The organism is Collinsella sp. AF33-16, from assembly GCF_003475325.1.
Classification (GTDB): domain Bacteria; phylum Actinomycetota; class Coriobacteriia; order Coriobacteriales; family Coriobacteriaceae; genus Collinsella.
Window position 1 is genome coordinate 193888 of sequence record NZ_QRQC01000001.1, and the last position, 21920, is coordinate 215807.

General features: G+C 60.7%; 16 protein-coding genes and 1 tRNA gene. 12 read left to right on the plus strand and 5 right to left on the minus strand.

What is annotated here, in order from left to right; genetic code table 11:
- The first annotated feature begins 3 nt into the window (after positions 1-3).
- The 4 genes from pglZ to DWZ52_RS00780 all read left to right on the plus strand — a co-directional run bounded on the left by pglZ (position 4) and on the right by DWZ52_RS00780 (position 6772).
- Positions 4-2712, plus strand: a complete 2709-nt coding sequence (gene pglZ, locus DWZ52_RS00765) for a BREX-1 system phosphatase PglZ type A (RefSeq protein ID WP_118384654.1) — start codon at positions 4-6, stop codon at positions 2710-2712.
- Positions 2713-2723: 11 nt separating this feature from the next.
- Positions 2724-5093, plus strand: a complete 2370-nt coding sequence (gene brxL / locus DWZ52_RS00770; RefSeq protein ID WP_199579043.1) for a protease Lon-related BREX system protein BrxL — start codon at positions 2724-2726, stop codon at positions 5091-5093.
- Between the two features lie 95 nt (positions 5094-5188).
- Complete coding sequence (locus DWZ52_RS00775; protein WP_118384655.1) at positions 5189-6553, plus strand: hypothetical protein; 1365 nt, start codon at positions 5189-5191, stop codon at positions 6551-6553.
- Between the two features lie 27 nt (positions 6554-6580).
- A complete protein-coding gene (locus DWZ52_RS00780) occupies positions 6581-6772 on the plus strand; it encodes a hypothetical protein (RefSeq protein ID WP_055252024.1) in 192 nt (63 codons plus the stop codon).
- Positions 6773-7098: 326 nt separating this feature from the next.
- On the opposite strand, the gene DWZ52_RS00785 is transcribed toward DWZ52_RS00780, so the two are convergent.
- A complete protein-coding gene (locus DWZ52_RS00785) occupies positions 7099-8700 on the minus strand; it encodes a potassium/proton antiporter (RefSeq protein WP_118384656.1) in 1602 nt (533 codons plus the stop codon).
- A gap of 323 nt (positions 8701-9023) precedes the next feature.
- Here DWZ52_RS00785 and DWZ52_RS00795 point away from each other — a divergent pair, with 323 nt between their 5' ends.
- Positions 9024-9863, plus strand: coding sequence for a metallophosphoesterase (locus DWZ52_RS00795; protein WP_118226707.1), 840 nt, complete (start codon positions 9024-9026; stop codon positions 9861-9863).
- Positions 9864-10218: 355 nt separating this feature from the next.
- Here DWZ52_RS00795 and DWZ52_RS00800 read toward each other — a convergent pair whose 3' ends face one another.
- A complete protein-coding gene (locus tag DWZ52_RS00800; protein WP_233547225.1) occupies positions 10219-11793 on the minus strand; it encodes a lipopolysaccharide biosynthesis protein in 1575 nt (524 codons plus the stop codon).
- 379 nt (positions 11794-12172) lie between these two features.
- On the opposite strand from DWZ52_RS00800, the gene pckA reads away from it, so the two are divergent.
- The 5 genes from pckA to DWZ52_RS00825 all read left to right on the plus strand — a co-directional run bounded on the left by pckA (position 12173) and on the right by DWZ52_RS00825 (position 16781).
- Positions 12173-13843, plus strand: a complete 1671-nt coding sequence (pckA, locus tag DWZ52_RS00805; protein ID WP_199579046.1) for a phosphoenolpyruvate carboxykinase (ATP) — start codon at positions 12173-12175, stop codon at positions 13841-13843.
- Positions 13844-14063: 220 nt separating this feature from the next.
- A complete protein-coding gene (locus tag DWZ52_RS00810) occupies positions 14064-14783 on the plus strand; it encodes a B3/4 domain-containing protein (protein WP_118384657.1) in 720 nt (239 codons plus the stop codon).
- A 173-nt stretch (positions 14784-14956) separates the two neighbouring features.
- On the plus strand, positions 14957-15406 hold the full coding sequence (locus tag DWZ52_RS00815) for a MarR family winged helix-turn-helix transcriptional regulator (RefSeq protein ID WP_022093866.1): 450 nt from the start codon (positions 14957-14959) through the stop codon (positions 15404-15406).
- A 119-nt stretch (positions 15407-15525) separates the two neighbouring features.
- Positions 15526-16380, plus strand: coding sequence for a DegV family protein (locus DWZ52_RS00820; protein ID WP_118384658.1), 855 nt, complete (start codon positions 15526-15528; stop codon positions 16378-16380).
- Positions 16381-16460: 80 nt separating this feature from the next.
- Positions 16461-16781, plus strand: coding sequence for an MGMT family protein (locus DWZ52_RS00825; protein ID WP_118384659.1), 321 nt, complete (start codon positions 16461-16463; stop codon positions 16779-16781).
- A gap of 357 nt (positions 16782-17138) precedes the next feature.
- On the opposite strand, the gene DWZ52_RS00830 is transcribed toward DWZ52_RS00825, so the two are convergent.
- From DWZ52_RS00830 to DWZ52_RS00840, 3 genes are all read right to left on the minus strand, one after another.
- Positions 17139-17432, minus strand: coding sequence for a DUF6485 family protein (locus DWZ52_RS00830; RefSeq protein WP_195535894.1), 294 nt, complete (start codon positions 17430-17432; stop codon positions 17139-17141).
- A 223-nt stretch (positions 17433-17655) separates the two neighbouring features.
- The gene (gene trpS, locus DWZ52_RS00835) at positions 17656-18705 is read right to left on the minus strand and encodes a tryptophan--tRNA ligase (RefSeq protein ID WP_118384660.1); all 1050 of its coding nucleotides are present in this window, start codon (positions 18703-18705) and stop codon (positions 17656-17658) included.
- A 159-nt stretch (positions 18706-18864) separates the two neighbouring features.
- Positions 18865-20064, minus strand: a complete 1200-nt coding sequence (locus DWZ52_RS00840) for an MraY family glycosyltransferase (protein ID WP_118384661.1) — start codon at positions 20062-20064, stop codon at positions 18865-18867.
- 525 nt (positions 20065-20589) lie between these two features.
- Here DWZ52_RS00840 and DWZ52_RS00845 point away from each other — a divergent pair.
- Entirely contained in the window at positions 20590-21528 is a 939-nt protein-coding gene (locus tag DWZ52_RS00845) for a radical SAM protein (protein ID WP_118384662.1), read from the plus strand.
- A 271-nt stretch (positions 21529-21799) separates the two neighbouring features.
- Positions 21800-21872, plus strand: a tRNA-Ala gene (locus DWZ52_RS00850).
- The last annotated feature ends 48 nt before the right edge of the window (positions 21873-21920 follow it).

Sequence of the window (21920 nt, forward strand, 5' to 3'; positions counted from 1 at the left end):
TTCATGCCCAAGATCGATGTAGAAGAACAGCTCAAGCTGCGATTTTTGCAGCCGTTGACCGCATGTATGCTGCGCCGTGTGGTGATTTGGCACGATGCGGACGGCGAGTTTGCTCCTGAGTTTGAGCGATTGGCTGCCGAGGGTTTCGACGGCGCGGGGGCCGATGACGGCGTTATGCCCGCTCACGGTGACTTTGAGCGCCCGGTGCGGTTTGTTGAGGCTTGCGAGGGCTGCATGTTTGCCGTAAAGAAGCTCATCAACCGCGATGACCTTGCGAACGATATCTTGCTGTATCGTCGTTGCCCGCGCGGCAGGCTTGAGGGCGATTGGCTTGCCGATGTTGAGCTGTATGCCGATCAGTTCCAGGCTGACTATCTTTCGCTTTTGGCCGATCAGCTGGGAATCGAGAATATCGACGCCGTGCGCGAGAGTCTGCGCGAGCACAAGACGTTCTTTGATGCCAAGACCCGCTGCGTTAAGTTTGCCGCGTGTGTTCCGCATGCTTCGGGCGCATCAGATATCGAACTCGGTATCCTTACGGTGATTTTTGGCGGTAAAGAGGTTGGCGACGCGCGCCCCGCGTTTGTGCTGCGCGGCTGTATGACCACGCTGCTGCACGAGGGCCCCGAAGCGCTGGCCGAGTTGGTGGACAAGTGCTGCGTGCGCGATGTCCTCGCTGCCTTCATTGTACGTTGCTATGGGTTTGAGGGACCGCTGTATGAGCGCGATTCGCTGCTTGCGCTGGCATCTCATGTGCTCATCACGGCGGCATCCACCGTGCTTCCCGAGGGGGCGCTCAAAGGACTCGAAAGCTATGTGGCTCCCGCCTACGGACCCTATTGCCTTGAGGCGGTGCGTACGTGGGACCAGACTTCCGATGCTCGGGCGTCGAGCGAGGATTTATTTGAGATCTGCCGTTTGGTGGAGGATGCCCGCGGGCTCTTTGCACGGTTTGAGGCCCTGTCGATCGATGTGCTGACCTCGCTTGATGTGTTCCCGTGCGTCAATGAGGCCGTACTCTCGCAGCTGTTCTGCTCGTTTGCTCAGGGCGCGGACCGTGTCGCGGATGCGCGCGCCTTTGCGGCGCGTCGCTGCGACCTAAGCTGGTACCGCCGTGTCGAGAGCTACTTTGACCTGCTTGTCGCTGTGGCCGATATGTGTGCGTTTAGGCAGGCGCACGCGGGCGGGTTCCATCTGGCGCAGCCCCAGCAGGTGTGGGATGCCTACACGTCCGATTGGTATGCCATGGACGCTGCCTATCGCCATATGTGCACCGCGTATCTGCGGGCGCGCTCCGTCGAGTGCGATGTGCTCGAGGAGCCTGCCCGAGCTGTGGTGGACTGGGCGGAGAATCTCTACAGTAACTGGTTCTTGGCCGATGCTAATGTATGCTGGGCGACCGCTGCGCAAGGGGAGTGGGCCGATTGCGGCTACATCGATGGCCCTGCACGGCAGGATGAATTCTACTGGCATGTGCTGCCCACCTTTGTGGGGTCTGCCAAAACGACGGTCGTTATCGTAAGCGACGCGCTGCGCTATGAGGTGGCCCGTGATGTCGCGGCGCTTCTCGAGCGCGAGCGCGGCGGCAACGTCAGGGTTTCTAGCATGCAGGCGGTCTTTCCCTCCATCACCGAGGTGGGCATGCCCGCGCTGCTGCCGCACCAAGCGCTTGAACTTGCAGCGGATGGCTCGTTTGTGTTGGCTGACGGCATGCCCACTGCGACGACTCCGCAGCGCGAGGCCGTACTAACCCACGTTGAGCCCACGGCCCGCGCTTTGCGCTCGAGCGCATACCTCAACATGGCGGGAGTCGAGCGCAAAGCGCTGCTCAAAGACTCCAGGCTCGTTTATCTCTACCACAACAAGATCGATGCCACGGGCGAGAAGGCCGCTACGCAGGATGATGTTTTCGATGCCTGCGCGGACACCGTGGAGGAACTTGCCACGTTGGCGCGTCGTGTGTGCACCGACGCCCCGGGCGCGCGTGTTGTTATAACGGCGGATCACGGCTTTATCTACACGCGTCGGGAACTCAACGAGTGCCAGATGCTCGGCAAGCCAGACCTTCCCTTCCTTGACGCTCCCGTCATGCACGGCAAGCGTCATCTGGTGGTGCCCAACGAGGCCGTGGCCAAGCTTTCGGACGAGGCACGCAGGGTGTTTGTTAATGTTGACATGGGGCGTTTGGGTGCCGGCTTTGAGGGATTTGCCCCGCGCGAGAACGTGCACTTTAAGCGTCCCGGCGGGACTAACAACTACGTCCACGGCGGCATGAGCCTGCAGGAGCTTTGCGTGCCCGTTATCGGATTTTGGTGTGCGCGCTCGGGTTCCAAGGACTTTGTCGATACGCGCGCGGCGACGCTGCGCGTACTAAGTGAGGGACGTCGAGTGACCAACTCGCTCTTCTCGGTCAACTTGATCCAGGAAGAACCCGCCCAAGGCAAGGTACTGCCGTGCGAATACGAGCTGGTGTTTACCGATGCAAGCGGCAACGAGGTGAGCGATACGGTTAAGGCGCATGCCAACAAGACTTCTGTTAACTCGCAGGAGCGCGTTGTGCATGCCAAGTTTGCGTTGCGTGCGGCGGATGGATTCTCGGCCAAGGGTCCGTACTATCTGGTCTGCCGTGAGCGCGAGACGGGCAAGATCGTTTGGCGCGAGACGTACACCATCGCTGTTTCGTTTGCTCCTGTTGCTGACTTTGGTTTTTAGGAGTGTGCCCTATGTTTGATAGCCATGACGACGATCTGTGGGAAGTTCCCTCGATTGATGTGAGTGCGCCGGCGGAGGCTGTGCCTGCGGTGGAGACTGTGCCTGCGGTGGAGACTGTGCCCGCGGTGGAGAATGTGCCTGCGGTGGAGCCGGCGGAGACCGCTGCGCCCGCCGATGCCGTGGCGCCCGCCGAGGACGAGCCCTCGACCGATGACTATGCCCAGGCCGTGGCCGAGGCTCCCGAGGACGACGGCTACGACATGGATGGACTGGACGGCAAGCTGCTCGAGCACTTTGGCGGCAAGATCGTGCGTAAGGACCTGACGGCCCTTATGAAGCGCGGCGCCAACGTGCCTACCTTTGTGCTGGAGTACTTGCTGGGCATGTACTGCTCAACAGACGACGAGGATGCCGTGGCGGAGGGCCTGGAGCGCATCCGCAAGATTCTCACCGATAACTATGTGCGCCCCGACGAGTCCGAGCGCATCAAGTCCAAGATTCGCGAGCTGGGGCGCTTTACCATCATCGATAAGGTGACGGCCAAGCTCGACGAGTACAAAGACATCTACGTGGCGTCGTTTGCCAATCTGACCATTGAGCCGTTTGTGATGCCGGCCGAGTACGTGCGCGACTACTCCAAGATTCTGCAGGGCGGCATTTGGTGCATCATGAGCATCGAGTATCGTCATCCCATGGAAGAGGAAGACGGGTTTGGCATGGAGGTCTTTGGCGATGATGCGCCGCGCCGCTCCAAGGCCAAGCGCAAAAAGCGCGGGCCCGAGGACTCTCCGTTTAGCGTGGCCTCGCTCACGCCCATCCAGATGCCCAACCTGGACCTGGACGCCATGATCGACGAGCGCCAGTATTTCTCGCGCGACGAGTGGCTCAACATGCTGCTGCGCTCTGCCGGCTATGAGCCCAGCGAGCTTTCGGAGAAGGAGCGCCTGCATTTTATCGAGCGCATGGTGCCGCTGATCGAGCGCAACTATAACCTGTGCGAGCTTGGTCCCCGCGGTACCGGCAAGAGCCATATCTACAAAGAGGTCTCGCCCTACGCCATCTTGCTTTCGGGCGGGCAGACCACCACGGCCAACCTGTTCGGCCGCATGAACTCCATGCGCGCCGATCGCGTGGGCTTGGTGGGTCACTGGGATTGCGTGACGTTCGACGAGGTCGCCGGCATGCGCTTTAAGGACACCAACGCCGTGCAGATCATGAAGGACTACATGGCCAGCGGCAGCTACGCGCGTGGCCGCGACCAGATTAACGCCGATGCCTCCATGGTCTTTGAGGGCAACATCAACGACACCGTGCAAAACGTTCTTAAGACCACGCACCTGTTTGATCCGTTCCCGCCGGAGTTTAACAACGATTCGGCCTTCTTCGACCGTATCCACTATTACCTGCCGGGCTGGGAGATTCCCAAGATGCGCTCGAGCCTGCTGACCGGGCATTACGGCTTAATCACCGACTGCCTGTCGGAGTTTTGCAAGGAGATGCGCCGCAAGGACTTTACGCATCATATCGACCGCTACTTCCGCTTTAACAGCGACTTTAACAAGCGTGACGAGATCGCCGTGCGCAAGTCCTTTAGCGGCCTGGCCAAGCTGCTGTTCCCCGACGAGGCTATGGACAAGGACGACGTTCGTTGGCTGCTGGACTACGCCATCGAGGGCCGTCGCCGCGTAAAGGAGCAGCTCAAGATTATGGCGGGCGTCGAGTTTATCGACGTCAACCTGGGCTATATGGATGCCGACAATCCGCAGGACGTGCACGTGGTGCGCGTGCCCGAGCAGTCCGAGGATACGCTGATTCCCGATGGCCCGCTGCTGTCCGGTCACGTGTTTGGCGTGGGTAGGTCGCAGGGCGGCGAGGTTGCCGTGTACAAGCTGGAGAACAAGGCTGTCGCCGGCGAGTGCAAGTTTAAGCACGAGGGCGTTGCCTTTAACAAGCCGGTGCGCGATACACTGGAGGCCGCGTTCGACAACTTTGTGAACCTGGCGAACCGTGTGGCGCCGGGCATGCACATTGGCTCAAAGGACTACCTGCTGTTCTATAACGACCTGCAGAGCAAGGGCCTGTCCGAAGAAGTTTCGCTCGCCGAGTTTGTGGGCCTGTGCTCTGCGGCGTGCAACCGTCCGGTGATGCCCGCGCTGGCGATTCCGGGAATCTTACGTATGTCGGGCTCCATGGACGAGATTCGTGGGCTCGAGGACATTATGCGCGTGGCCAAAAACGCCGGCGCCAAGCGTGTGATTTTGCCGCTGAGTGCCATCGCGGGTCTGCAGAGCGTTTCGTCCGAGATTATCTCGGGGCTGAGCCCGGTGTTCTACATGGATGGCGACCCGGTCGATGCCGCGAAAAAGGCGCTGGATCTGTAGGGGTGCGAGCGTGCGGGCTTGCGTGCGCGAGGCGTTTGTCTTGTGCGCGTGGGCCCGCGGGCATGTTGGCACGTCACGCGTGAGGAGGCCTTGCCATGGCGGAAGAGCGTTCTGTTGGCGAGTTGCTCGACGAGCTGTTTGGCTTTGAGTCGGTAGCCAAGCGTCAGGCGGCGCTTGAGCAGTACGACCGCGGGGAGTTGGTGCGCAAGGCGCGCTCCCGCGAGCTGCTGGCCGTGATCGAGGGCGTCGAGTCTGCCGAGCGTGCTGCGCGTGAGTCTGCCGTGCAGGCCGTTGACGGGTATGTGCGCCGCGTTGAAGCCGAGTCGCTTGCGCGGGCTCGCAAGCAGATGGGCGTTGTGGGCCCGTTGCAGATGGAGCGGCGCTACGCTGCCTTTTTGCGTATGGAGGACAAGGCCGAGCTGTTGGCCCGCTTGGAGCAGACGCTTGCGTTTATCGAGGTAAAGCTGCGTGCCAATACGGCGGACAGGGTTCGTGCGGCGTACGATGCTGCGGGGGCTTTGGTGCTGCAGGGCGCGGCGCGTCTGAGTGACGTGTGCGTTGTGGATGCGGTGCCCCTGGATGCCGATCTGCTGTGCACGCAGTTGGAGCAGCTGCGTTGTGCCGCCGACGCAACGGACCTTGCCGGCATGATCACGGCGACGTTTGAGTCCGAGCTGAGTGCGACCGGCCCGCAGGGTGCTGACAGGTTTGCGAACGATGTGGCTGGCGATGTCACTGGCGATGTGGCGCTGGAGCGCGAGCTTGCGAATGTGCGTGGCGCTGCGCAGCGATCGCGCTTGGCAGCTCAAGCGTATCGGGCCGAGCGCGCTGCCCGCGTTGCAGGGAGCACGGTGGAGCCGGTATCGTTGCCGAAGTCTGCTTGCGTCGCGTGCGAGACGTGGTGCGATGCCGGGGAGCTTGCCGAGTTGCTCGCTCAGGTTAAGAAGTCGTTTGAGGCCTATAGGCGCGTTGTTACCGACGGCGGGTTGTTCTGTGCCTTTGGTGCCGGTTCGCCGCATGGGATTTGCTGCGGCAGTAGCTTTTTCGACTACGATGATCGGTTTGACGAAGACGTGTTGGTGGGCGAGTATGACGGTGCTACCAGGCACAATGTTCGGCGCGAAGTTGCGATTCCCGAGCTTGTGGACGAGGCTTCGGCCGACGGCGGCGACTCGCTCGAGGTTGCCGTGGCGCGCATGCGTGAGTTTAACGGACGGCGCTACGATGGTGTGCTGGACGAGGATCCTGCGCGCCATGTGAATGCGTTTTGGTATGGACTCAAAAAGCTCGGCCAGTACTGCGAGGCCGCTGTGCGTGTGGATGAGCGTGCCTGGGATTGCTTTATCGATAAAGTACAGTTTGCCTACGATGAGCCCGTGGGCCGTTTGGCCATGCAGATGGACGACAAGCAGGTGGCGGCTTTTGTTGCTGCTGTGGAAGTGCTTGACGCTGGTGAGTAGGGGTCTGATCCGGTAGGGGGTTTCACCATGAAGATCGATGTTGATGTTGACCAGCTGCGCGAGGGTTTGCTCGACCGTGCGGGGAGTGCAGCCGGCGTGGGCTTTCCGGCCGCCATGCTCGACGTGGTAGATATCGAGGACGAGTCGCCCCAAGAGCTGCTAGCACGAGCCGAGCGCGAAGGCCTCGATCTCCGCGACTTTGCCGTCGACGATGACTAGGGTAGCTAATTTGAGACGGGGCGTCTGCACCCGCGGCTGCGCGAAGATGAACGATAAACCGTCGCAATGGAGTCTAATGATCTCGCGACCGTTCTATTTTGACTGCACGCTGGCTAAGTGAGTAGGCTTTATTGGAAATCCTGAGCACCCGACAAATTTGCTTCAACAAACCCGCAGGTCACAGACTTATGCTTTGGTGACGTGGTCGGCGATTCGGCAAAAGTCTACTCACTTAGTTTTGAGAGACGCTAATTGTCCGCAACGAGATCCTAGCCGGGGCGATTTATGCTCAAATATGGCCAATTCGGGACGGCTACCCCTAGCCACTACGATGCCAGCGTGGCGATGACGGCTTCGTCGCCGGCGTATATTAGGGTGTTGCCATCGGGAATGATCGTTTGGCCGTCGCGCTTGAGCATCACGACGATAAACGGGTGCTTGCCCTGCGGCACGTCGCGCAGACGCTGTCCAGCTAAGCGGCCGTGGGGAGTCACGGTGACCTCGCGCAGCGTAACCTCGGCACGCTCTTCGAACGTTGGGGCGGCCATCACCAGCAGATCGCCTTCCTGGATCACGGTGTCGCCATTGGGCAGTACCGGATGCGCCCCGTCGCGCAGCACCAGGACCACGAGCATGTCCGTCGCGCTGCCAATGTCCGCGAGCGAGCGTCCGGCAAACGGATGGCCAGCGCCCACCTTGAGCTTTACAAACGACATGCCGTCCTCGTCGCGGTAGTCGTTAAAGGTGCGGCGCACGTCGCCGGTCGCATCGATCATATCGAGCTTCTTCGCCACCGCCGGCAGCAGCGAGCCCTGCACCACGATGCTCGACGCGGCAATCACAAACACCAGGTCAAATAGGTCGTGTCCGCCGGGAACGCCGGCCACCACGGCAAAGAGACTAAAGACGACCGAAGCCGCGCCGCGCAGACCCGCCCAGCTTATGAGCGCTACCTGGCGAGGGTTCGTCTTAAAGGGCGCCAGCAGCACGCCGACGGCGATGGGGCGGCTCACGAAGAGCATGAACGCCATGAGCGCCAGGCCCGGCAGCAGCATCTGCGGCAGGCGTGCGGGCGTTACGAGCAGGCCGAGCAAGAAGAAGATGGTCATCTCTGCCATCTCGGTGAGGGTGTCGAAGAAGTGCGCCATCTCGACCTTACCGGTGATGTCGCTTGCGCCCAGCACAATGCCGGCCAGGTATACGGCCAAAAAGCCGTTGCCGCCCAGGTAGCTCGGCAGCGCGTAGGCGACGATGGCCACGGCGAACAAGAAGATGGTCTGCGCGCCTTCGGCCGTTGCGTGTGCGCGCTCAATCAGACGGCTGGATGTCCAGCCGATGGCAAGGCCCAACCCCACGCCCAGGATGATCTGCTTGGTCAGCAGCACGGGAATGTCGATATTGCCGCCCGCCGCGAGGGTCGCGAGCACGGCGGTGAGCATGTAGGCGACGGGGTCGTTGGAGCCCGATTCGACCTCGAGCAGCGAGTCGGTGCCGCCCCTCAGCGAAAGGCTGTGCTCGCGCAGAACGCTAAAGACGCTGGCCGCGTCGGTGGACGCCACGACCGATCCCAGCAGCAGGCCGCCGATCCAGTCGAAGCCCAGCACAAAGTGGGCGAACACGCCGGTGATGCCTGCGGTGATGACGACGCCGAGCGTGCTCAGCAGCACCGCCGGCGCGGCGACGGGCTTGGCGCGGTCTATGTTGGTGTTAAAGCCGCCGTAGAACATGATGAACAATAGCGCCGTGCTGCAGACGGTTTCGGTGAGTGCGTAGTCGCTAAAGTCGATATGCGCCGGGCCGTTGACGCCCAACAGCATGCCGAGCGCGATAAAGATAAGCAGGGTGGGGAAGGGGAGCTTTTTGCCGACGGGTTTGATGGTCAGGCACAAAATGATGACGAGGCCGATAAAAAGAAGGATCTGGTTCATGGATGGTGTCCGCTCCTGGGTGGTTGGCGTGGCGCGGTCAGTTGTCTGCGGTTATTTGTACCCAAAGATGGTGGGTTATGGGCTTGGATTGCGGGCGTGCGCATTTTCGACACGAGGCTGCGACGCGGGCGGCGCTGGTCGGGGCGCTGGGCCAGACGGCGTGGCGTGAGCGGTGCGGGTTGGCAGGCGTGCGCTGGCGACTGTTGACGGTATGCAACCCTTCCCAGCTTTATTGCTACGGAGTACAATGGGTAACGTTTAAGTTCAACTTGAAGTTTTAGTTGCGGCGCCGGGCTTTGGCCGCAATGCAGGAGAGGCGTACCATGGCGATCTATGTGACATCTGATGCTCACGGGCACGTGCGTGCGCTTGACGAGGCCCTGTCTAAGATCTCGTTGACGTCCGACGACACGCTGTACGTGCTGGGCGACATGATCGATCGCGGGCCCGATCCGGTCGGCGTTATTAAGCTCGTGCGCTCGCTGCCCAACGCCCGTGTGCTCAAGGGCAATCACGAGCAGATCATGCTCGATGCCATCATTGGCCAGGATCCGCTCGATGCCGAGACCTGGGATATCAACGGTGGCTGGACGACGCGCGAGCAGCTCAACGACATGGAATTTGACGCATACGAGGAGCTCGTGCGATGGATGGCCGCGCTGCCGCTCTACGCGGTGGCCGAGACCGAGGAGCGCCCGTATCTGCTGGTACATGCTGGAATTGAGATGAAGGCGGCGCGCGCGTTTTTGCTTGAGCATGGCGTCGATTGTGCCGATGGCGTTGGAGCGGTGGGTGCCGATCGCGAGCTGCTGCAGCAGATGCTCGCGGTGCAGTCGGCCGATGACCTGCTGTGGATTCGTCACGGCTATTGGGATGCGCCGACCGGGCTGCTTTCTGCCGAGGGCAAGGGTCCGGTCGTGGTGAGCGGTCACACGCCAACGGTGTCGCTCGGGCGTTATTGCGAGGTCGGTGGTCTTGCGGGGCTCGATGAGGAGTCGGGCCGCGGGCAGATCGTGCGCCTGGGTGGCGAGGATACCGCCGGCGTGCCCGATCGCATCGATATCGACTGCGCCGCCGCCACCGGCTCCGAGTTCGGCCGCGTCGGGATCCTGCGGCTCGATGATGGGGCGGAGTTCTACGCGAACATCAACCCGGGCGAATAATCGGTGCAAGTGGTAGCTAATTTGGGACGGAGCTTTTTTGACTACTTTCGGAGAATAGCGCTTTCTTGCTCGGTAAGCGCGAGAAATGAGGAGCGTCTGCGTCCTCGGCAGTGCGAAAATGCTCGAAAAACCGTCGCAACGGAGTCAAACGACGTTGCGACGGTTCTTTTTTGGCTGTCCGCTGGCTAAGTGAGTAGACTTTTTTGGAAATGCCGAGCAGCCGGCAAATTTGCCTCAACAAAACCGCAGGTCACTGACTTGTGTTTTGCCGGTGTGGTCAGGGATTCGGCAAAAGTCTACTCACTTAGTTTTGCGTGTCGCAAATCGTCCGCAACGAGACCCCCCATTGCGCCAATTAGGCGCCGTATGGGTTACGGTCGCGTTCGATGCGCTGGCGTATGTGGGTGTACTCGATAATCAGCAGCACCAGGAGTAGGGCCATGATGGCTAGGTAGCTCACCACGGCGCCCATCAGACCCAGCAGGTTGATCAGGATCACCGGCAGCACCACGCTTACGGCGAAGCAGATCAGGTAGATTTTGGTGACGTCGCCGGCATGGCGCAGCACCGTGATGATGGCGTAGATAAAGTCGATGGCCGCGGTGACGCCGCCGGCGACAACCATCAGCAGTGCCAGCGTGCGGTAGCGCTCAAAATTGAGGCCGTACATGAAGCTCATGAGGGGAATACCGGGACCTGCCATAAATGCGGCGCACGCTCCGGTAATGACCACGATCAGTGCCATAACGGCAACAATAATCAGGTCAAAGCGGCGACGCTTGCGCGGATTCGTCCAAATGCTCGACAGACGCAGAAGCTGCGGTTTATAGACAAATCCGATGCTCAACAAAATGGCCTGCGCTGGAAAGAACAGGGCATTAAAGTACAGCTGATATTTGTATGCCAGCGTGCCTTCCATCACAAACTTGGGCATGCTTTCAATAAGGTTGAACAGGAACAGTGCACCAAAGAGCGGGGCGCACTGGACAAACAGGTGGCCGACCTCGCGCAGGCTCACGTGGCGCGATTTTTCGGTCTCGAGCAGGGCAAGCGGCGCGGTGACCAGCACGAGCGAGGCGATGGCGGTGACACCCATGGCCATGGCCGCGATGGGCATACTGCGCGTGAGGAACAGCGCCACGCTAAAGACCGCGATGACGCCGACGGATCGTGGCGTTTGGCTCATGCCGGCCAGGTAGAGTTTGTCGGCCTGCTGCAGGCGGCCCTCGTACACGTCGGCAATGCCGTCGATCACCTTATACAGGTAGACGCCCAGGCCGATTGTGGCCATCTGCGCATCGTAGCCGCGGGCGCTGCTGTATACCAGGCCGCATGCCAGCGCGAGCGCTCCGCAGATCAAGCGGTTGAGCTGGTAAGAGACAAAGGACGTCTTTTCGTCGATATCCGAGACCTGGAAATTGCGCACGCCGTAGTTGCACGCGATCATGATGAGCGTGCCGGTGACAAAGGCGATGGAGAATTTGCCAGCCTCCTCGGCGCCCACGAGCTGTGTGGACACGATGGTGAGCAACGGAAACGCCATGCCCCACACGGCGGTGCCCAGGGTATTCCAAAGGTAGTCGCGACGGGTGGCGTGATCTTCGTACTCGGCTTCTTGCGTGGAGAAGCCGCCGCCGTAGACGGCTCCGAGCAGGCGGTTCCACCAGGCATTGACCATGCGGTGGATGGGGCCGGGCTGGCGATCGCGCTCGCGGCGACGGCGTGTGGCCTGGCTGCTGTCGGGACCGCCGGCGTTACGCTGGCTTAGCTCTTGGATTCGTGCGAGCTCCTCGGCGGTGTGCGATGCGGGGAACAGGCCGTTCTCGATGCGTCCGCCCTGCCCGTGCGCCCCGTCCGATACGGTGGGGTCGGCGACGCCATTGCGGCGGGCGATGGCGCGGCGAATGCTATCGATGGGCGTGATGCTCAAAGCGGAGTCCTTTCTATTGCTGCGCTCTAGTATAGACGCGACGGTGTTCGTTCGTGTTTTTGAACAGGTTGTTCGATAATTTCGGCGGCGCCATTCAGTAGACGGCACTTAGGGACGCTCTTTTTGTGCCGGCACTTTGGGAACGTCCCTAAGTGCCGGCATCCGGGGACGCTCCTTGGTTGTTGCCTGTTCAAGAGTGTCCCCAACGATTAGTCGTTTAAAAACGTCCCCAATGACTAGGCCGCTTGCCTGCGATTTTTGACCGTTGGGCGGGCTTGCCGCCCTTGCCGCAAAAACGTTTTTGCATATCGGGTACAACGGGCTTTACGTGAGTAAAGTGCGCGTCGCGTCCACGTGTCGCGTTTTTAAAGGAGGCCCCATGCCTGGTGTTACCCCTGCAGATGTTTTGTCCAACTTTGGTATTACGCTGGTCGAAGATCCCGCCGAGAATCAGCCCCGTCTGCTGGTCGATCTACCCGCCGCGGAGCTCGTCGAGCACGCTATCCGCCGCGAAGAAGGCCGCATGGCATCCAACGGCGCGCTGGTGATCGAGACGGGGGAGCGCACCGGCCGTTCCCCCAATGACCGCTTTATCGTCGACACCCCCGATGTCCACGACAAAATTGCCTGGGGCGCCGTCAACCGCCCGCTGTCCGTCGAGAGCTATGAGGCCATCAAGGCCGGCATCGTCGACTATCTCAACGAGCGCGACGTGTTCGTCACCCGCGGCATGGCAGGCGCCGACCGCAACCACACGCGTCGACTGCTCGTTGCCTGCGAGCGTGCCAGCCAGGCACTCTTTATTAAGCAGATGCTCGCCCGCCCGCTCGCCCGCGAAATCGCGCGCACCGGCGAGCCCGACTTCTGCGTGCTCGCAGCGCCCGGTTACCAGTGCGACCCTGCCATCAAGGGCCTCAACTCCAGCGCTGCCGTGGTCATCAACTTCCAGGAACGCGTGATTCTGGTCGCCGGCACCGGCTACTCCGGCGAGATTAAAAAGTCGATCTTCAGCGTTATGAATTATTTGCTGCCCGTCGAGGACGACGTGCTGCCCATGCACTGCTCGGCTAGCATGGATCCCGTCACGCATGAGACCGCCGTGTTCTTTGGCCTGTCGGGCACCGGCAAGACCACGCTTTCGGCCAACCCCACGCGCCTGCTGATCGGCGACGACGAGCACGGTTGGTCCGATATGGGCATCTTTAACGTCGAGGGCGGCTGCTACGCCAAGTGCGAGGGCCTGGACGCGTTCCACGAGCCTGAGATCTTCAACGCTGTCCGTTTTGGCGCCATTTGCGAAAATGTGGTGCTCGACGAGAATCGTAAGCCCAACTACGATGACGTCTCGATCACGCATAATACGCGCGTGGCCTATCCCGTCGAGCATATCCCCAACGCGTGGACCAAGGGCATGGGCACCATCCCGAGCGTCGTGTTGTTTTTGACTTGCGACGCTTTTGGCGTGCTGCCGCCCATCTCGCGTCTGACGGCCGACGCCGCCATGTACCACTTTGTGACGGGCTTTACGGCCAAGATTCCCGGCACCGAGGTCGGCGTCACCGAGCCCACGCCCACGTTCTCTTCGCTGTTCGGCGAACCGTTTATGCCACTCGACCCCATGGTTTACGCCAAGATGCTCGGCGAGCGCATTGCCGACGGCCGCACGCGTGTGTACCTGGTCAACACCGGCTGGATCGGCGGCGGCTACGGCGTGGGCCATCGCATCGAGCTTGCCTACACGCGCGCCCTGGTGGCCCACGCCCTCGACGGTACCATCGAGGACAGCGAGTTCTTGCACGACGATATTTTTAACGTCGACATTCCCACCACGTGCCACGGTGTGCCCGACGGCATTCTGGTGCCGCGCCAGTACTGGCAGAGCACCGCTCGCTACGACGAGGCAGCGCACAACCTGGCGGTGATGTTCGAGGAGAACTTCGAGAAGAAGTACTCGCACCTGCCCGAGTCCGTCAAGGCCGCCGGTCCGCACGCTCAAGTACACGCCGACGCCCGTCATCGCGGCCGCGGGCTGCTGGGACTTCGCCACTAACGTTGCTTCAGACCCAAAACCACCATAAAGGGGACACCTTTGTGGTGGTTTTGCTCGCGCGGATGACTCGGGTTACAATACGCCTGACATATCGTCCCCTTCTCCGGATGGGGACAGCGTAAGCGCTCTTGTGGCGGCACCGTAGGACTTTGAAGGTGGCCGCTGTGAGAGCGCTTTTTGTTTAGACGCTCGCGTGGGGCGAATCGTGAAGGGAGCACGTATGAAGGGCTTTGTTGCCGAGAATTCGTTTTGGGAGCTGTTTCCGCAGGCGGCTATCGGCGTTGTGGTCGTAAAGGGCATGAAGCCCGCGGCCCAGATACCCCAGGAGGACGTGGATGCGATTGCCGCGCTGCTTGACCGCGCCAATATCGACGCGGAGCGCCATCTGACCAGCGATACTATCAGCGAGAACGCACCGGTCAAGGCATGGCGTGACGCGTACCGTCTGTTCAAGACCAAAAAGGGCGCGCGTTGCTCAATCGAGAACCTGCTCAAACGCGTGCTCAAAGGCAAGCCGGTGGGCCACATTACGTCCGCGGTGGACATCTACAACACGGTGTCGCTGACCTACGCGCTGCCCGTGGGAGGCGAGGATTTGCATGCGATCGAGGGTGACCTTCGCTTGAAGGTGACCGACGGTGGCGATGCGTTCCTGCCCCTTGGTGAGGAAGCGGACGACCCGACGCTGCCCGGCGAGCTCGCCTATATCGACGATGCAGGCGCCGTGTGCCGCTGCTGGAACTGGCGCGACGGCGTTCGAACGGCGCTGTCCGATGATTCGGCCGATGCGTTCCTGGCGATTGAGTGCGTGGAGCCCGAGCGGATGGGGGATTGCCAGGCCGCGATCGATCGCTTAGCCGAGCTGCTCGAGCGCTATCTGGGAGCGACGGTTGTCGTTAAGACGCTTGTGACTCGCGACAATCCCTGCGTGGAGCTGTAGCGGCGCCTGCGGATCATGTTCGCCGGTCAAAACCACCACAAAGGTGCCTGTCCCCTTTGTGGTGGTTTTTATGTTGATGGGTTAACAAATGGGGTATTTGGGTTCGGGTGTCGGCTTATGCGACTAAGATGTTTACCCGTAAGCATTATGCAAGCGAAAGGCGGTCGTCTCCCATGCAGCAGAACGACGAGACACGTTTCGAGGACTTTGTCGGACTGATCAGCGGGCTCTACAAGGAGATCCAGCGCATTAAGACATCCGAGGGCGCAAGGCTGGGCCTCAAGGGCTCCGACGTTATGTGCCTGTACTATCTTGAGCGCAGCAAGGACGGCCTGACTGGTGCTGACCTGGCTCGCATGGCAGGCGTGACCCGTGCCGCCGTCTCGCGCACGCTCGCGCATCTGGAGGAGGGCGGTTACGTTGAGGTCGATGATTCGGGCGATGCCGCCGTTAAGTATCGTGCTCCGGTGCGCCTGACCGCTCTAGGCGGCGAGAGCATGAGCGAGGCGGACCGCATCATTCGCGAGGTGCTCGATACCACCGGTAAGGCTATGGGTGTGGAGCAGCGCGAGCAGATGTATGCGTCGCTGCGCACGATTCTCAACACCCTGCGCGAGATCTAGAGCCGCGCTGGAGCTAGCTTTCAGCCAAGAACTGCATCGTCCCGTTTGAGCGCGTATGCCGTGCCGGGGCATTGCTGTCAAAATTCCCCGCGCGGGACCTGCGCAAGAAAGGATTCGTTATGTCCGTCCGCATTATTACCGATTCCGCAAGCGATATGTCGCCGGCTGAGCACCCCGCTCTGCATGTTCTGCCGCTGTCCGTCACCTTTGGCACCGATGTGTACATGGATGGCGTCGACATCGATCACCAGCGCTTTTACGAGATGCTTGTGGAGCGCGATGAGCTGCCCAAGACCGGCCAGGTCAACCCGTACGCGTTTTCGCAGGCGATTGCCGAGGCGCGTGAGGCCGGCGATGAGGCTGTGATTATTACCGTGGGTGCCAAGCTCTCGGGCACCAACCAGAGTGCTCGTACGGCACTTGCCGAGGCGCCGGGCGGCGACATGTTCGTCGTGGACAGCAATAACGTGACCTTGGGCGAGCGCGTGCTGGTCGAGTATGCGCTGCGCCTGGTGGACGAGGGCCAGGGCGCGGCTCAGGTTGCGGCGGCTGTCGAGGCCGTGCGCGACCGCGTGGTCGTCATCGGCCTGCTCGAGACGTTGGAGTACCTGGTGCGCGGCGGTCGCCTGTCTGCTGCGGCCGGTGCCGTGGGTACGCTGCTCAACGTAAAGCCCGTGGTGGCTGCCGAGGAGGGTCTGATCGTGCAGCTGGGCAAGGCGCGCGGTTCCAAGAACGGACGTAACCTGCTCAACCAGAAGGTCGAAAAGGCGGGCGGCATCGACTTTTCCATGCCGCTGGCGCTCGGCTATACGGGCCTTTCGGATGCGGTGCTCAAGAAGTATATCGAGGACAGCGCGGCACTGTGGGCTGGCCACACCGAGGGCGAACTGCCTGTCCACACCATTGGCGCCACCATCGGCACCCACGTAGGTCCCGGCGCCGTAGCCGTAGCCTTCTTCCAGCCCGTCAACTAACCGACTTGCTATAAACCACCACAAAGGGGACAGGCACCTTTGTGGTGGTTTAGGCTATTCCGGGTGGAAGGGAGCTAGCAATGGCGTCTGAGGGCTTTTTTGAGCGGGTGTACGAGGTGGTCGAGCAGATTCCCGAGGGGATGGTCGCCACCTACGGTCAGGTGGCGCTGCTCGCCGGTCGTCCGCGGAGTGCGCGGTACGTGGGGTATGCCCTGCATAGCAATCCGCGCCCTGGTCAGATTCCCTGCCATCGTGTGGTGTTTGCCGATGGCCGCATTTGCGAGGGCTTTGCGTTTGGCGGCCCCGATGCTCAACGTGAGCTTTTGCTAGGGGAGGGCGTGACGTTTGCCGATCCCAGGCACGTCGATCTGGGTGCCTGTCGTTGGCCTGCCGGGCTGTAGCGACTCGTTCGTGTCAAAACCACCACAAAGGCTCCTGTCCCCTTTGTGGTGGTTTTAGTTTACCTGAGCTAACTTATGGAGAAGGTGTGGCGGCGTTTATTGTCGCTACAAAGTAAACCACGGCGAACTATATTGGTTTCAGCAACGGAGCAGGCAATAGGCGATGAAAAAGCCTGCCCTGTTGAGTTTGATTCGCATTCCTCCCCTCTGTGCGATTCAACGGTGTACTTCGGGAAAGCGCCCGTCGGCTGCCATGGCCGGCGGGCGCTTTCCCGTAATCATGGGACAAAACATCAGGTCCGTTATCCCAAAATGAGGTGCCGACGTTTGGCCTTAGGGCGGCACAAACTTTGATTGTTAGTCCCGCTTGCAGCAACCGATCTTTGTAAGCCCCTGCGGCGTCTCTTCGCCCGCGGGGATTCTTGGGCTGTTGCTTCCCAGATACGCCTCTACATGCCGCGCGAACGCTTGCCACGACCACTCGTCTTTATCGGCCTCAAGCCGATCGGGGGAAATCGCGTTGAACAGGCACGTTGGAATCTCGTGCTCGTGCAGATTCTTGGCGATACAAGGCGTGCAGCCCTTGTCGTGGTTGACAGGGTTAAACGGGCATTTCCGGTCGTTGCATGTACAAAACGCAACTGAGCTCATGGGGCTCCTTCCAGTCGGTCGGCTCTGCTGTAAAACGCTGCCGCATGTTAAAACAATAGGGCGTCATTGCTTAACAGAATATAGTCTTAGGGTGCTTGCGACTTAGGGGTTCTGCCGAGCGGCTGAATACCTCGGCGACCGACCTCTGAAGAAAACAAAACCGCCGCAATGAGGATTGTACTCATCGCGGCGGTTTTGTTTGACTGCTGTTTATTGTTCTCGGCTAGTACACCATGCCCATGGCGTCCTGAACCTCGCCCAGGGTCTGCTCGGCGATCTCATTGGCGCGACGGTTGCCCTCGTGCAGGACGTCCTTTACGTAATCCAGGTCGTTTTCGTAGCGCTGACGACGCTCGCGGATCGGCGCGAAGTACTCGTTGACGGCCTCGGTCACGTACTTCTTGAGCTGGCCGGAGCCGCCCATGCCAATCTCTTCGGCAATCTCGACCTCGGAACGGCCAGTGCAGATGGCGGCCGTCGAAAGCAGACCGGACACGCCGGGGCGGTTCTCGGGATCGAATGTGATCATGCGCTCGGAGTCGGTCTGGCTCTTCTTGATGCGCTTGGCCGTCTCCTCGGCGGTCATCGAGATGTTGATGGCGTTGCCGTAGCTCTTGCTCATCTTGCGACCGTCCAGGCCCGGCAGTAGCGGGGTCTCGGACAGCAGCGCTTCGACCTCGGGGAACACTTTGCCGTAGCGGTTGTTAAAGCGGCGGGCGATGGTGCGGGTGAGCTCGATGTGCGGCAGCTGGTCGCGACCGACGGGCACCACATTGCCCTTGCAGAACAGGATGTCGCAGGCCTGGTGCACCGGGTAGGTGAGCAGAAGGCCGGTGAGCTCGTGGCCCGAGGCCTCCATCTCGGCCTTGACCGTGGGGTTGCGCGCCAGCTCGGCCTCGGAGACCAGCGACAGGAACGGCAGCATGAGCTGGTTGGCGGCGGGCACGGCGGAGTGCGCGTAGATCATGGTCTTGTCGGGGTCGATGCCGCAGGCAAGGTAGTCCATGACCATGTTGTACACGTTGTCCTGGATGTGCTCGGTCGTGTCGCGGTCGGTGATGACCTGGTAGTCGGCGATGAGTACGTTGGTCTTGGCACCCATGTTCTGCAGCTCCACACGGCCCTTGAGGGTGCCGAAGTAGTGACCCAGATGCAGACGGCCGGTGGGGCGGTCGCCGGTAAGCATGGTGAACTTCTCGGGCGTCTTGGCCAGGCCCTCGCGAATGGCGTTGCTCTTTTGCAGCGCGACTTCGTAGCTGTTCTCGTTTGGCATGATTGCTCCTAACGTATGTTCATGGGTCAAGATGATAACGCGTTTATTGGAGGGGCGGGGCGTAAGTAGGCGAGGGGCTGGCAAGGGGTGGCTTACGCGATTGATGCGATGTAGTTGCACTTGGTCAGCGATGCCTTGGCACATTCTCGGCAGCTTACCCTAGAGCTTGTGGTGGCGCTCTTCCTTACGTTCCTCGGCTGCCTGCTCCTCCTGCTTAAAGGCGGGGTCGTCGGGGGTGACGAGCTCATCCTCGTGCGTGCGCTTGTTGTAATGGTGGCGCAGCACGGGCTCAAACAGATGTAGATGCTTGGCAAAGGCCGCCGAGCCAATGGCGAGCACGGTAAAGATGAGCACGCGCATGGGCACCTCGACCTGGTTGATCGCGGCGGCGCCGGCCGAAAGCATAATGCACCAGGCGTAGATGAGGAGCACTGCCTGCTTTTGGTTGTAGCCCTCTTGGATCAGGCGGTGGTGGATGTGGCCCTTGTCGGCCTGCCCGATGCTAATGTGGGCGCGCTTGCGGCGCACGATGGCGCTAAACGTGTCGATGATGGGCACGCCGGCAACGATGAGCGGGATGATAAGCGAGGTGAGCGCGGCGGTGCGGCTCACGTTGAGTAGCGAGATGGAGCCCAGCGCAAAGCCCAGGAGCAGCGACCCCGAGTCGCCCAAGAAGATGCTTGCGGGGTTGAAGTTGTAGCGCAAAAAGGCCAGACAGGCGCCAAAGAGCGCAATGGAGAGCGCGGCGGCGTCGATGCGGCCCGAGAGAACGGCCATCGAAAACATGGTGAACGACGCGATGCCGCAGATGCCCGTGGCTAAGCCGTCGAGGCCGTCGATGAGGTTAATGATGTTGGTGAATGCCACCAGATAGATCACGGTGATGGGGTAGGCGAGCCATCCGAGCATGATTTCGCCGGGGGCAAACGGGTTGACGATGACGCCGATGCGCAGGCCACCCACGCAGGCGATGAGCGCAGCGAGGACCTGTCCGGCCAGCTTTTGCTTGGGCTTGAGCTGGAAGACGTCGTCGATAGCGCCGGTCGCAAAGATGACGGTAAAGGAGAGCGCCAGCATGGGATAGCTAATGTGAAGGCGCGGGTGCGGCACCAGGACGGGCGGCCAGCCTAGGTGCCAGGTGCCTAGGATTTGCACAATGCAGGCAACGACCAGGCCCAAAAACACCGCCGTTCCGCCCAAACGCGGGATGGGCTTGGTGTTGATGCGGCGCTTGGAAGGATAGTCGACGGCGTCGAGCTTAATTGCCAAGCGCTTGACCAGGGGCACCATGAGGAAGGTCGTGATAAAGGCCGCCGCTGCCACGCATAGGTACGGTATGTAGCTCGGGGATGAAGCCATGAATCTAAAAACCGCCAAGCGTCGAAGGAAAAGGTCAGAAGAACGCCATGCGCAAAGGGCATAGCCGAACCATGATACTCGACCACGGGGGGTGCATGGAATTGCATGCAGCGATAATCACGCGCTTACCAGATATTGGGATGTTGTCGATGGCTTGTCGGGATACCGGCGGGGATCCATATGGGCTGTAATGGTGGTTTTCGGCAAATGAAAACCACCCCCCACGTTACGAAAATGAACCCACCTAAAACAGGTGGGTGCCCTCATCGACTGTTCCAGCGTCCTTAACAACGAAGGATACCTGTACTAGGTACGACTGTGTGGGCTCCCTAAATAAACGCGACGGTTCACCCAGTTGCTCCGCGGGGGGCGGAATACCTACATCATAAAGCGGCACTTTGTCGATTCCAGTCTTGACATTATAAAAATCGTGTCGGACGATTACGGCGCCTTGGGCTCGAGCCGTCTGTGCGGTTGGTCCCTTTACGTTTGAGCTGCTGAATCATTGTTTTGGAGCATGTTTTTATGCCGACGTCGTTGACCGAACTTTTTTCGCCCGCCTGCCATTTGTGTCCGCGCCGTTGCGGTGCGGCGCGCGACGAGGGCGCGCGTGGCGTGTGCGGCGCCGACAACACGCTTAAGGTCGCCCGCGCGGCGCTCCATATGTGGGAGGAACCGCCCATTTCGGGCGAGGCCGGCTCGGGTACGATTTTCTTTAGCGGCTGTTCGCTCAAATGTATCTACTGCCAAAACCACGAGATCTCGACGGGCAATTTCGGTCTTGAGATTTCGCCCGAGCGTTTGGTCGAGATTATGCTGGAGCTGCAGGACCAGGGCGCCAATAACATCAACCTGGTGACGGCGACGCACTATGCGCACCTGTTGCCTGCCGCGATTGCCGCGGCACGGACGCGCGGGTTGGTCATCCCAATTGTCTACAACACGAGTGGTTACGAGCGCGCGAGTGCCGTGGCGGCGCTGGGCGACCTGGTCGACGTGTGGCTTACGGACTTTAAATATGCCGATGCCGGGCTTGCGCAGTCGCTTTCTCATATTAAGGACTACCCGCGCGTGGCCGTGTCGGGTCTGGCCCAGATGGCGCGCGAGATTGAGCGCCGCGGGGGAGAGCTGGTAGACGAGGACGGGCTCATGAGGCGCGGCATAATCGTGCGTCATCTGGTGCTGCCGGGGCATGCGGACGATTCGTGCCGCGTGTTGGACCTGGTGTGGCAGACGGTGGGCGACGTGCCGATCTCGGTCATGAACCAGTACACGCCCAATGCCCTCATGCGCGAACAAGGCGGCGACCTGGCGCGCGCCGTGACGCGCGAGGAGTACGAGCAGGTGCTCGACCATGCCGACGACCTGGGCTTTACGACGATGTTTTGGCAAGAAGGCGGCGCGGTAGACGAGAGCTTTACCCCGGCGTTCGACACCACCGGCGTCCTCACCAGCGCAAAGTAGCGCGTTCGCCGATGATTTTTCTGGGACGGGGATTAAAAAATCATTAGAAGTAGTCTTTTGGGACGGGGCTGTTTTAGCTACCCCGACAGGCAACGCGAACGGTTTGGCCGAACAGCGGCAGGGGTAGCTAAAACAGCCCCGTCCCAAAAAGACTACTCCCGGTGTGGGGCCGAACCGGCATCCGAAAGTAGTCAAAAAAGCCCCGTCCCAAAAAGACTGGGTATTGGGCGTTGACAGTTGGCGAGCCGTAGGTAAAATATCGACTTGTCCTGGGGACGTAGCTCAGTTGGGAGAGCGCTGCCGTCGCATGGCAGAGGCCGAGGGTTCGACTCCCTTCGTCTCCACCCTTGGATTTGATAAGCCGCTGACATTGTGTCGGCGGCTTTTTTTAA